General features: G+C 32.4%; 13 protein-coding genes. 7 read left to right on the forward strand and 6 right to left on the reverse strand.

Features of this window, described 5'->3' with window-relative positions; genetic code table 11:
- Positions 1-34: 34 nt before the first annotated feature.
- Complete coding sequence (locus tag H9L18_RS02795; RefSeq protein WP_126791272.1) at positions 35-349, forward strand: hypothetical protein; 315 nt, start codon at positions 35-37, stop codon at positions 347-349.
- Between the two features lie 110 nt (positions 350-459).
- On the opposite strand, the gene groL is transcribed toward H9L18_RS02795, so the two are convergent.
- Entirely contained in the window at positions 460-2091 is a 1632-nt protein-coding gene (gene groL, locus H9L18_RS02800) for a chaperonin GroEL (RefSeq protein ID WP_126791269.1), read from the reverse strand.
- A 26-nt stretch (positions 2092-2117) separates the two neighbouring features.
- On the reverse strand, positions 2118-2402 hold the full coding sequence (groES, locus tag H9L18_RS02805; RefSeq protein WP_126791267.1) for a co-chaperone GroES: 285 nt from the start codon (positions 2400-2402) through the stop codon (positions 2118-2120).
- A gap of 172 nt (positions 2403-2574) precedes the next feature.
- On the opposite strand from groES, the gene H9L18_RS02810 reads away from it, so the two are divergent.
- Positions 2575-3216, forward strand: a complete 642-nt coding sequence (locus H9L18_RS02810) for a CPBP family intramembrane glutamic endopeptidase (RefSeq protein ID WP_126791265.1) — start codon at positions 2575-2577, stop codon at positions 3214-3216.
- Between the two features lie 38 nt (positions 3217-3254).
- On the opposite strand, the gene H9L18_RS02815 is transcribed toward H9L18_RS02810, so the two are convergent.
- Positions 3255-3899, reverse strand: a complete 645-nt coding sequence (locus H9L18_RS02815) for a redox-sensing transcriptional repressor Rex (RefSeq protein ID WP_126791263.1) — start codon at positions 3897-3899, stop codon at positions 3255-3257.
- Between the two features lie 196 nt (positions 3900-4095).
- Between H9L18_RS02815 and H9L18_RS02820 the strand changes: the two genes are divergently transcribed.
- The 3 genes from H9L18_RS02820 (at position 4096) to H9L18_RS02830 (ending at position 7725) form a co-directional block, all read left to right on the forward strand.
- Positions 4096-6033 carry an ABC-F family ATP-binding cassette domain-containing protein gene (locus tag H9L18_RS02820; protein ID WP_126791260.1) on the forward strand — a complete coding sequence of 646 codons (1938 nt, stop codon included), beginning with the start codon at positions 4096-4098 and terminating at the stop codon, positions 6031-6033.
- A gap of 113 nt (positions 6034-6146) precedes the next feature.
- The gene (locus H9L18_RS02825; RefSeq protein ID WP_126791258.1) at positions 6147-6782 is read left to right on the forward strand and encodes a TetR/AcrR family transcriptional regulator; all 636 of its coding nucleotides are present in this window, start codon (positions 6147-6149) and stop codon (positions 6780-6782) included.
- Between the two features lies 1 nt (position 6783).
- Positions 6784-7725, forward strand: coding sequence for an alpha/beta fold hydrolase (locus H9L18_RS02830; protein ID WP_126791256.1), 942 nt, complete (start codon positions 6784-6786; stop codon positions 7723-7725).
- A 46-nt stretch (positions 7726-7771) separates the two neighbouring features.
- On the opposite strand, the gene H9L18_RS02835 is transcribed toward H9L18_RS02830, so the two are convergent.
- The 3 genes from H9L18_RS02835 to queG form a co-directional block, all read right to left on the reverse strand.
- On the reverse strand, positions 7772-8212 hold the full coding sequence (locus H9L18_RS02835; protein WP_126791254.1) for a DUF4231 domain-containing protein: 441 nt from the start codon (positions 8210-8212) through the stop codon (positions 7772-7774).
- 135 nt (positions 8213-8347) lie between these two features.
- Entirely contained in the window at positions 8348-8557 is a 210-nt protein-coding gene (locus tag H9L18_RS02840) for a hypothetical protein (protein ID WP_126791252.1), read from the reverse strand.
- A 56-nt stretch (positions 8558-8613) separates the two neighbouring features.
- Entirely contained in the window at positions 8614-9762 is a 1149-nt protein-coding gene (gene queG / locus H9L18_RS02845; RefSeq protein ID WP_126791250.1) for a tRNA epoxyqueuosine(34) reductase QueG, read from the reverse strand.
- Positions 9763-9875: 113 nt separating this feature from the next.
- Here queG and H9L18_RS02850 point away from each other — a divergent pair, with 113 nt between their 5' ends.
- Together H9L18_RS02850 and pepF are read left to right on the forward strand one after the other, a co-directional pair.
- Entirely contained in the window at positions 9876-11024 is a 1149-nt protein-coding gene (locus H9L18_RS02850) for a competence protein CoiA (RefSeq protein ID WP_126791248.1), read from the forward strand.
- 25 nt (positions 11025-11049) lie between these two features.
- Entirely contained in the window at positions 11050-12861 is a 1812-nt protein-coding gene (gene pepF, locus H9L18_RS02855) for an oligoendopeptidase F (protein ID WP_126791245.1), read from the forward strand.
- The last annotated feature ends 39 nt before the right edge of the window (positions 12862-12900 follow it).

Raw genomic sequence — 12900 nt, forward strand, 5'->3', positions numbered from 1 at the left:
TTAATATAAATTAAAAATGAAAGAGGTCTTAGGTATGTATACAATTAAAACACAGTATTCAGGTAATGATTCATTTAACCACGTTGAATATCAATTATTTAAAGGAGCTGAAAAAATAAGTGAAGGAACAAGTAATAATCTTGCTGGGTCCACAGGATTAAGTAGGGGGGAATCTTGTCTTTATACTTTGGAATACTTGATTGATTCTTTGCCAAACGATGTGGAAGTAGCTTGGGAACATGATGACACGTTAGATATTGATGCAGTTAGTAAGAAGAATCCAGCATTAAATATTCAAAAAGATAATATAAAGAGATTGATAAAAAAGAAAAATATTAACTTTAATTAATGTGAGTTATCAAATTAAAATGTTTAACATCATAATTCGCATCAAAAAACCACATGAAACGAAAAGTCTCATGTGGTTTCTTTTATATCAATGTAAGTCTTTTAAAGAGTTTACATCATACCGCCCATCATTGATGGATCCATTCCGCCACCAGGCATCATAGGAGCGTCTTTACTAGGTTTATCAGCAATAACACCTTCAGTAGTTAATAACAATGCAGCAACGCTTGCTGCGTTTTGTAGAGCTGAACGAGTTACTTTAGTTGGATCTACAATACCAGTATCGATCATGTTTACCCATTCATCAGTTTTAGCATTGTATCCAGTACCTAATTCTGCTTGTTTTAATTTATCAACAATAACAGAACCTTCTAAACCAGCATTTTCAGCAATTTGACGAACTGGTTCTTCTAAAGCACGTAATACGATATTAACACCAGTTGCTTCATCGCCCTCAGCTTCAACTTCAGCTACTTTAGGTAATACGTTAACAAAGGCAGTACCACCACCTGAAACGATTCCTTCTTCAACAGCAGCACGAGTTGCGTTTAAAGCATCTTCAATACGTAATTTTAATTCTTTTAGTTCTGTTTCTGTTGCAGCACCAACTTTAACCACGGCAACTCCGCCAGCTAATTTAGCTAAACGTTCCTGCAGTTTTTCGCGGTCAAAGTCAGATGTTGTTTCAGCAATTTGAGTACGAATTAAAGCAACGCGATTTTCAATTGTTTCTTTATTTCCGCCACCTTCAACGATGGTTGTTGTATCTTTATCAACAACAACTTTACTTGCAGTACCTAATGCTTCAAGTGTTGTTTCTTTAATGTCTAAACCTAATTCGTCTGTAATAACTGTAGCGCCTGTTAATACAGCAATATCTTCTAACATTTCTTTACGACGGTCACCAAATCCTGGAGCTTTAACAGCAGCTACATTAAATGTTCCGCGAATTTTGTTTAATACTAATGTTGGTAAAGCTTCCCCATCAACATCATCAGCAATAATTAATAAAGGTTTACCTTGTTGTAAGATTTGTTCTAATAAAGGTAAGATATCTTGGATGTTTGAAATTTTCTTATCAGTAATTAATAGATAAGGATTTTCTAAAACAGTTTCCATTTTATCTGTATCAGTTACCATGTATTGTGACAAGTAGCCACGGTCAAATTGCATACCTTCAACTACGTCTAATTCAGTTTCAATCCCTTTAGATTCTTCAATAGTAATAACACCGTCATTACCAACTTTTTCCATCGCTTCAGAGATTAATTCACCGATAGTTTCGCTACCAGAAGAAACAGCAGCAACTTGTGAGATAGCTTCTTTTGAGTCTACTTGTTTAGAAATAGCATGTAATTCTTCAACAGCTTTTTTAGTTGCTAATTCAATTCCGCGGCGAATTCCGATTGGGTTTGCTCCAGCTGTAACGTTTTTAAGTCCTTCACGCACAATAGCTTGAGTTAAAACAGTTGCAGTTGTTGTTCCGTCTCCTGCAATATCATTTGTTTTTGAAGCAACTTCAGCTACTAATTGAGCTCCCATGTTTTCAAAACGATCTTCTAATTCAACTTCTTTAGCGATAGTCACACCGTCATTAGTAATAAGGGGTGAGCCAAATGATTTGTCTAAAACAACGTTACGTCCTTTAGGTCCTAATGTTACTTTTACAATATCAGCTAATGTATCAACACCACGCATCATTGAACTACGTGCGTCTTCTGAAAATTTAATATCTTTTGTCATGATTACTTTTCACCTCATAATTTATTTTATTCTACGATTGCAATAATGTCTTTTTCATGAACGATAAGGTATTCTTTACCGTCGAATTTTACGTCCTGCCCTGTGTATTTTTCAAACATAACTGTTTGGTTGATTTCTACTGAGACTGGTAATTTAGTCCCATTGTCAAGGGTACGACCGTCGCCAACAGCAACTACAACACCTGTTTGAGATTTTTCTTTGGAAGCAGCAGTTAGAACGATTCCGCCAACTGATTTTTCCTCTTCCTCTTTAACTTCAATAATTACGCGATCTCCTAATGGTTTTAACAATTGATATCCCTCCACAAATAAAAGATAATTTTTCTATTGTTAGCACTCGTTTGTTCTGAGTGCTAACTTACTCTTACATAATAACCATAATATATTTTTTTTGCAAGAAATTTGCTAGTTACTTTTTCTAATATGTTATGATAAAGGAACTAATACGATAGGAGGCCCTTTTATGAGCTTAAATAAAAATATGTTGTGGACGGCTTTCTTCTTTTTATCTGCTTTAATGAGTCCTAATCTTTTTGCACTTCTACCAGTTTCGAAAGCTCAAATACCTAATCTTACAGCAGGAGCTTATATAATAGGCGCCGTTGTTATTACGGGTATCTATTTAAAAACCTCAAAGGTGCATACACTTTCTGAAAAACGTACTAGTTGGGGGAAAGTCATTGGAATAGGACTACTAGGAATTTTATTAAGCTGGTTTTTACAAACCATTATTATGTTAATTGAAATTCAGCTATTTAATCAACCAGTGGGTTCGCAAAATACAGCTGACGTGACTGATTTAATAAAGAAAGCACCATTTTTCATGATAGCTGTTACGATTGCAGGGCCTATTATGGAAGAATACGTCTTTCGATTTAGTCTAATTAATTTTTTAAATCAAAAACTACCAACTATATTATCAGCTTTAATTAGTTCTCTTGTTTTTTCGGTTCTACATGGAGATGGACATTACTTACTTTATGGTGGTTTAGGTTTGTTTTTCTATTATTTGTATCAAAAAACAGGCTCTATTTTAACTTCGATTATTACACATGCTGGTATGAATACTTTAGTTGTTATTGTTAGACTCTTATTTATAAAATAAAAAAAATCACATTCTAATTGGAATGTGATTTTTGTATATTAATCTTCTTTGTCTTCTTTATAGTGAGATAAGAAGTAAATTAAAGTTTGCATTTCATTAGTTAAGTCTACGTTTTGAACTTGAACATAATCAGGAACGTTAATGCGAACTGGAGTGAAATTCATAATACCTCGAACACCAGCTTCAACAAGTCTATCAGCATTTTCTTGTGCAGACTCAATTGGAACAGTTAAAATAGCTACTTCAATATGTTGTTCTTTAATTTGTTTTGACATCTCATTAGATGAATAAACAGGTACACCGTCTAAAATACGGCCGACGATATCTTCTTTCACATCAAAAGCAGCACTAATACGGATGCTATCACTTTGATGGAAACGATAGTTAATTAAGGCGTGACCTAAATTACCAACACCGACTAAGGCAACGTTAGTTAACTCGTCTTCATTTAATGTTTTAGCAAAGAAATTCATCAAGCTTTCAACATCATAACCGTATCCGCGTTTTCCTAATTCCCCAAAATACGAAAAATCACGACGAATAGTTGCGCTGTCGACTTTAACAGCCTCACTTAATTCAGTTGAAGACACTTTGTTCTTTCCTGAATCAAATAGAAATTTTAAATATCGATAATATAAAGGCAAACGTTTTGCCGTTGCCTTTGGAATAGTTGTTTCTTTCATTGCTTTTCCCTCACTTAGCTTAAAACCTATTGTATTGTTATATACTTCACGTTACTAGGATAACGTTAGAAAGAAGTAATTGCAATTTTAACGCCTACAAATAATCGAGAAAATGAGTAGATTCTACTAATTGAACGAAGAATTGTCCTAATAAATATGATAAACTAAGCAAAGAATATCAAAGGTGGAGGACAAGATGATTTTACTACAAGCTAATCAAATCGCTCGTCTATTTGGAGACGAAGTTTTGTTTGAAAATATGCAATTAGAAGTACAAGATAGAAGTCGAATAGCCTTAGTTGGTCGTAATGGTGCAGGTAAATCGACACTTTTAAAAATCCTAGCAGGAATTGAAGAGCCAGACAAAGGAACTATCTCAAAGACAAAAGACTTAACAATGGGTTATTTAGATCAACATACAGGACTAGAATCAACTAAGACAATTTGGGAAGAAATGCTGACAGTTTTTGAGCCTATTCAAAAAATGGAAAAACGATTAAGACAATTAGAAAGCCAAATTGCGGATGAACAGATTCAAGCAGATGAAAAAAGATATCAACAAGTTTTAGTAGAATATGATCGCTTACAACATGAATTTAATGATTTAAATGGATACGGCTACGAATCAGAAATTAAATCTGTTTTACATGGCTTTAGATTTGAGGAGGATTATTTAGATCATTTGATTAGTAATCTTTCTGGTGGGCAAAAGACACGCTTAGCACTAGCTAAACTCTTATTAGAAAAACCAGATTTACTTATTTTGGATGAGCCGACTAACCATTTAGATATTGAAACACTAAGTTGGTTAGAAAATTATTTAAAAAATTATCGTGGTGCTCTGTTAATGGTTTCCCATGACCGTTACTTTTTAGATAAGATTGTCGAAGAAGTTTATGAAATAAGTAGACGTAAAATGAGTCACTATAAGGGGAACTACAGTCGCTATTTGGATCAAAAAGCTGAACGACTAGAAAGAGAATGGAAAGAATACGAGAAGCAACAAGTTGAAATTTCAAAACTAGAAGATTTTGTTGCTCGAAATTTAGTTCGAGCTTCAACGACTAAAAGAGCTCAAAGTCGTAGAAAACAACTAGAGAAGATGGATAGAATTGAACGACCTCAAGGAGATGAAAAATCTGCACATTTTCTTTTTGGCATTGAACGCCAATCAGGTAGAGAAGTATTAGAAGTTGAAGACGCTGCAGTTGGTTATAATCAAACCGTTTTATGCGAGCCAATTGATTTTCAAATTAGAAAACAAGAAGCGATTGCCCTAGTTGGTCCAAATGGTGTTGGAAAATCTACATTACTAAAATCAATTATTGGCGATATTCCTTTTGTTAAAGGTAAATCTAAAGTAGGTCATCATGTGTCAATTGGTTATTATGACCAAGAACAAGCCAATTTAAATTCACAACAAAGTGTACTTGAAGAGCTGTGGTCTGAGCATCGAACAACATCAGAAAAAGACATAAGAACGGTATTAGGTAGCTTCTTATTTTCTGGTGAAGATGTGAAGAAAACTATTCCCTTATTAAGTGGGGGAGAAAAGGCTCGTGTGGCTCTTGCTAAACTATCAATGAATCGAGATAATTTTTTAATTCTAGATGAGCCGACAAACCATTTGGATATTGATAGTAAAGAAGTATTAGAAAATGCTTTAATTGATTATGAAGGAACTTTGTTGTTTGTTTCTCATGACCGTTACTTTATTAATCGAATTGCAACTAGTGTTCTTGAGTTATCAGAAACAGGTGGTAAATTGTATCATGGTAACTACGATTACTATTTGGAAAAGAAATTAGAAGAAGAGCAATTAAAAGAGTTACTTAATGAAGAAACAGATGAAGTAGTTGAAGTAAAAACAGAGACGAAGAAAAATTTCGAACTGGATAAGCAAAAACAAAAAGAAAAAAGAACATTAGAACGTCAAGTGGAGCAATTAGAAAAAGAACTTCATGAGATGGAAGAGGCGATTGAATCTATTCAAAAAGAGATGGAGTTACCAGCAAATCTTGAAGACCATGAAGCCTTACAAAAATTAAATGAAACGTTAACCTCAAGTTTCAAACAACAAGAAGATTTACTTAATCAGTGGGAAGAAGTATCTTTAGCTTTAGAAGAGTTTTAATAAGTGAGGTGAAAAGGCTGACAATCAAGTCAGTCTTTTTTTGTTGCTTTTCAAGTAAAAAAGTAGTATATTTTAAAAAACATACTGATTGAATGTTTTTTTGAGGAGGAATTATGAAAAAAAAATATACAGCAGAAGAGGTTAAGGAATTAATTTTGCGACAGGCAGCACTTCTTTTTGCTACCAAAGGTTATGAAAAAACATCGATTAGCGATATTGTTGCTAATTTAGACGGTCTAACTAGAGGAGCTGTGTATCACCATTTTGATTCAAAGTTTGATATTTTAATAGAAATTACGAACAAGTTGATTCCAAGTGATGAAAAAATTCAAGCGTTTAAAAATAAAAACATATCGGGATTAGAAAAAATTCAGCAACTTTTATTAGAAGGAATGTTTAACGAAGTAGTAATAAAAGAAATGAGTCATTCACTAGTATTATTAAAAGAGCCGCTTTTCAGTGCTATTTACAATCAACAAATTTGTTTGAGATTAGGTCCTGTGATTGAAACGTTTATTTTTGAAGGTACTCAGGATGGATCTATCAATGTAGAATCATCAAAAGAGATGTCTGAAATAGTTATTTTGCTGACGACTACATGGTTTATAGAGTCTTTATTTCCAGATAGTGGAGAAAGGCTTATTCAGAAGTTAAAAACAAGCCAAACTATTCTAAGAAAAAGTGGGATGGATGTATTAAGTGATGAGGTTTATATGGTTATTATGAATCAATTAGAGAGGATAACATAATATGAAAAAAGTAATGAAGCGAATCGGAATCATTTTAACTATTATAGTAGGGATTATCGTATTAATTTTTTTAGGTATATTTATAAATAATAAAATTCAATTAGCAAGAGAAGCTAAAAAAATTGATCCAGTAGGTGAGAAGATAACTGTTAATGATCAAAAAATGAATATTCAAATTTATGGAGATAAAAAAGAAACGATAGTGTTACTACCAGGTTTTATGACAACATCACCAATTATTGATTTCAAACCTTTAACAGATGAATTAAAAAAGGATTTTCGAGTGGTGGTAGTGGAACCTTTTGGATATGGGCTGAGTGATGATACGACTAAAGAACGTTCTGTAGAGAATTTAACTGAAGAGATACATACAGCGCTTAAAAGTAAAGGAATCGATGATTATACTCTAATGGCTCACTCGATTTCTGGGATTTATTCCCTAGAGTACATTAAAAAGTACCCAAAAGAAGTGAATGCCTTTATTGGAATTGATAGTAGTTTGCCATCTCAAGGAAATGCGGATGATAATGGAGAAGCGATGATTAAATTTTTAAGTAGCTCAGGTTTGTACCGTGTTTTAGCTATGGCGAGTCCAGATTTGTTAAGCATACCAGAAGGTGTGGATAATAAGTTAGCTGAGCAATATAAATATATTTCTTTTAAAAATATCGGTTCGACGGCAACGATAAATGAAGCTAAATCAATGCCTGAGAATTTTTCTAAAACCAAAAAAATTAGTTATACTAAAAATTTCCCAGTTCTTTATTTATTAGCAACTGAAAGCACTGACCCTGATCCAAGTTGGGAAAAGATTCATCGAGAAATGATTGAAGGAAATAAACAAGCAGAGCTTAAAATTTTAGAGGGTGATCATTACCTACATCACACAAAAGCAAAAGAAATAGCAGAAGATACAAAACAATTTTTAACACATAACAAATAGAAAAAAACAGAGATGCAGTTGAAAGCTACATCTCTGTTTTTATTTGTTAACTAAATTCGACGTCTCTACGTCTTTTAGGTTTCATTGATTTTTTTTGTAAGCCACTAAAACATTTTTCAATCTCCCCAACAAAGATATCCATTGTTTCATCAGAGCTTTTCTGTGCGTATTTACCACTCTTATTAAGGTAAAGGTATTTTTCAGTTTCTAAAACGTGTAAAGTTTCTTTAGAATCTTGAATTTTCTCTTTAAAGTTCACCCCATTGAATAGTAATTGGCACATAAGGATAACCACTCCAATAGAGCTAATAACAATATTCTTAATAATTGTATCTGGCAATAAGGTAATAAGTGGTAGAGCTGCTGCAGATAAGATTTGAACTAAGAAGAAAAAGTAGTAAAAGAAACTTAAGAAAAAACCTTTTCTTTTATGTTGTTTAATACGTTTATCAACTCGGTCCTCCAAATAATTGAAATCACTGTACATGAATAAAAGCACTCCTTTTTTGTTTATGAATCTAGTGTATGATAAAAAAATGTTAAATTCAAACTTATTTATGTACAAATAACCAAAAAAAGAGCTTTACCTATTCAAGGTGAGCTCTTTAAAGGCTAATTCAAGTTATTCACCATTAAAACCTTCCGAGAAACCTCTAAGAAAGCTATCAATAGAGTCAATGAAGTTAAAGAAAAATACCATGATAATTAGCCCAACAAAAAGTAAGACAAAGCCTAATTTTTGCCACTTAGACAAATATTGAATAAAATCAGTAAATCTGAAGCTTAATAAACAAAAACCAACAATAGAAACTAAAATCCCTAAATCTTCCATTCTTAAAACTCCTATTTTATATTATAGTCGTTATTTTACAGGACTGAAGGCAATAATCAACCCTTTTTTAAACTGGTAATGGCTTTTTCTATTTCAGTTGTAGCTTCTTCATCTGTTTCTTTAACTAAACTTTCTTCTAAAAAAGATAAAACAGCTTCATTACCTTTAGCCAAAATACTTAAAGCCCAAGCAGCGGTACCTCTGATAACCGGCCTTGGGTCTTCCTCTAGACAGCGTAATAGGTTAGGAACTGCCGTCTTATCTCTAGCATTAGCTAATGCAATGATGGCATTTCTTTGAAGAGGTTTTTTTCCTCGCCAAGAACCTGCTAAAATACCAAAAGTTTGTTTAAATTCTTTATTTGAAATGGTTAGCATCGGTTTTAAAAGTGGTTGAATAATCTCAGGATCAATTTCCATTTCTTGATGAAAATGATTATTTTGACCTTGATTAAATGGGCAGACTTCCTGACAAATATCGCATCCATAGATAACAGTTCTAATTTTAGGTCGGAATTCTTCTGGCATCATCCCTTTAGTTTGGGTTTGATAAGATAAACATCTTTTTCCGTTCATTCGCCCATCTCCTAAAAGAGCAGAAGTAGGACAATAATCAACACACTTAGTACACTCCCCGCACTGATTTACTTTAGGGTTGTCCGCTTCAAAAGGAATATTTGTTACAATTTCGCCTAAGTAAACATAAGAACCAAATTCTTCTGTAATTAATAGTCCATTCTTTCCAATAAACCCAATACCAGCTCTTTGTGCAACAGCTACATCGATTAACTCTCCTGTATCAACCATCGGCTTAAAAGAAATATCAGGATTATTGTCAGTTGCCTCTTTAATAAAGTCGATTAATTTATCCATTCTATCCCTTAAAATATCATGGTAATCAATTCCCCAAGAGGCTTTTGCGAATTTACCGCGTTTTTCACCTCTAATTTTTTCAGGTCTTTGACTTAAACGACTCGGATAAGCCAGAGCAATTGAAATAATCGATTTAGGTTCTTGAAAGATTAAATCAGGGTAGATTCTCTCTTCAATATTTGGATGTTCAAATCCTGTTGTATGTAAATTTTCTTTTTGTTCATATAAACTTTCTTTTAAGTGATCAAAGGGTTCAGCTGTTGTAAACCCAATTTTATCAATGCCAATTTCTTGGCTTGCTTTAATAATTTCTTTTTTTAATGTGTGATACATAATAATTGGCGAATCCTTTTCAATTTTTATTTAAGTATCTAGTATTCCTGATTAAAATTCAAGGAAAAGCCCACTTAATTGCGAACTTTATCTTGTAGGAAGGGGAGCTAATTATGCTGATTGCTAAAAGTCAGAGTGGAAAAATGATGGATTTGAGCTTAAAGAAAAAGAGTGATATTCAAGCTTTAAAAAAGAAAAAATGGTATTGCCCATCTTGTCAGGAAGTTGTCATTATAAAAAACGGGAATGTTATGTGTTCTCATTTTGCTCATAAACAAAAGAGTGACTGTTCTTCTTTTTCAGAAAATGAATCGAAAGAGCATTTATTAGGAAAAAAATTAATTGCTGAAAATTGCAAAAAATTCAGTATTCCTTATGAGCTAGAAGCATTTTTACCTGATTTAAAACAGCGTCCAGATATCTTAGTAGCTAATAAATATGCGATTGAATTTCAGTGTAGTCCTTTAAGTATTTCAAGATTTAAAGAAAGAACAGCCACATATCAAGATAATGGGTACCAGGTTATTTGGATACTTGGGGAAAAATTGCACCTGACATCAAAGCCAACAAAGCTTCAAAGAAACTTTATTTATTTGTCTAAAGAATTAGGCTATTATTTATGGGAATTGGATGTTGTAAAAAAACAGATAAAGAATAATTATTTCCTTGTAGCAACTTCAAAAAAGTTACTAAGAAAAGAGAAAAAGTGGAATCTGAGTCATGTTAATTTTCTTCAGATATTGGCTTTTTCAAATCAAAAAAATGAAAAGCAGTTCTATGAATTAGAAACAGAAATTGAATTGTTTCATCAATTAGGACAATGGAATCATCAATTAAATCAAAGAATGCCAAAAGAAATGTTTCTTCAACAATATTTTTATTCGAAACGATTAAATTTAAGAGAGTTACCTTGTGAATTAATGTTACCTAGTTATAAAAGTGTACTATTTCAAGAAAAAGAATTAATTTTAAGACACGCTATTTATGAATTACTAATGAATAAAAAAAAGGTAACGAAAGAACAAATTTATGAAAAAGTTTTCCAAATTTTTAAAGAAGAAGAAATGGAGTCTTATCTATTAGTAGGGAAAAGAAGATTAATTAAATACCATGTTTCTCTTTATTTGTGTTTTTTACTTCAAAGTGGAATTGTCATAAAAAAAGAAAACACTTTTATCTTTCAAATGAAAAAATTGAATATTAGGCAAATTGAGAAGGAAATTTTAGGAATTCCATTAAAATATGTTATGATTAATAAGTAAATTATGAGAGGGGCGTTATTAATTAATGAGTGAAACAAAACAATTACCAAATCGTTCAGATTTATCAGTAGAAGCAACTTGGGATTTAACTCCAATTTTTAAAGATGATGCAGCTTTTGATGAAGCATATGAAATGTTGAGTAAAAAATTAGAACAAGCTAGTCAATATCAAGGAACATTACATACAAATGCCACAGCCTTTTTTGAAGCAATTGACTATTTATTAGCTGTATATCGTGAAGTAGAAAAAATTTATGTGTATTCACATTTAAAAAACGATCAAGATACAAGTGATACAACTTATCAAGCACTTTACGCTAGAGCTAGTACTTTAGCGGCTCAATCAGGAGCAGCTCTTGCTTGGTTCCAACCAGAAGTATTAACTTTATCAGATGAAACCATTCAAGCTTATTTTGAAGAAAAACCTGAGTATGAAATTTATCGCTTTTTTGTTAAAGAAATAACGGATGAAAGAGCTCACGTTTTATCATCAAAAGAAGAAGAATTATTAGCTAATGCAAGTGAAGTATTGTCTGCATCAAGCGATACGTTCTCAGTCCTGAATAATGCGGATTTAAAATTCCCAATTATTGAAGATGAAGAAGGAAATAAAGTTGAGTTATCAAGTGGCTTATACGGTCAAATGATGGAAAGTACTAATCGTGAAGTACGTCAGGCTGCTTTTGTTGGTCTGTATAGCGTGTATGAGCAATTTAGAAATACCTTTGCAAGTACTTTATCTGCTAACGTTAAAAAACATAATTTTACTGCAAAAGTCAGAAATTATAGTTCTGCAAGAGAAGCTGCCTTAAGTAGTAACCATGTACCAGAATCAGTTTATGATACTCTTTTAGAAGTAGTTGATAAAAATTTACCATTATTACATCGTTATGTCGCGTTGCGTAAAAAACTATTAAATGTGGATACTCTACATATGTATGATATGTATACACCTGTTTTAGGAGAAGCGCCGATTAAACATAGTTATGAAGAAGCAAAAGAAATCTCATTAAAAGGATTGGCTCCTTTAGGGGAAGAATACCTTGAGATTGTTAAAGAAGCTTACAGTGATCGTTGGATTGATGTCATCGAAAACAAAGGAAAACGTAGTGGAGCTTACTCTTCAGGTAGCTATGATACAAAACCGTATATTCTTTTAAATTGGCATGATAGTTTGAATCACCTGTATACATTAGTTCATGAAATGGGACATAGTGTTCATAGCTATTACACACGTAAAACACAACCTTATGTGTATGGAGATTATTCAATTTTCTTAGCAGAAATTGCCTCTACAACAAATGAAAACTTATTAACAGAATATCTATTAAAAACAGAGACAGACCCTAAAGTCAGAGCTTTTGTATTAAATCATTACTTAGATGGTGTTAAAGGAACGATCTTTAGACAAACTCAATTTGCTGAATTTGAACACTTTATTCACACAGAAGATGCTAAAGGTACACCACTAACAAGTGAATTTTTAAGTGAATATTATAGTAATTTAAATGCTAAATACTACGGAGATGCAGTGGAGAAAGATTCAGAAATTGCTTATGAGTGGAGTCGTATTCCTCATTTCTACTATAATTATTATGTGTTCCAATATGCAACAGGTTTTTCAGCAGCTTCAGCTTTAGCGGATAAAATCTTAAAAGAAGAACCGAATGCTTTAGAAAACTATTTAGGTTTCTTAAAAGCTGGAAGTAGTGATTATCCTATTGAAGTGATGAAAAAAGCTGGCGTAGATATGACACAAGCTGAATACATTGAAAATGCGATGAAAGTCTTTGAAGAAAGATTAAATGAATTAGAACAACTTGTTGAAACATTTTAACCAAATAAAAAGGTTTAGACTTACCTCGGGTAGTCTAAA

It is taken from the genome of Vagococcus carniphilus (genome assembly GCF_014397115.1).
GTDB classification, from domain to species: domain Bacteria; phylum Bacillota; class Bacilli; order Lactobacillales; family Vagococcaceae; genus Vagococcus; species Vagococcus carniphilus.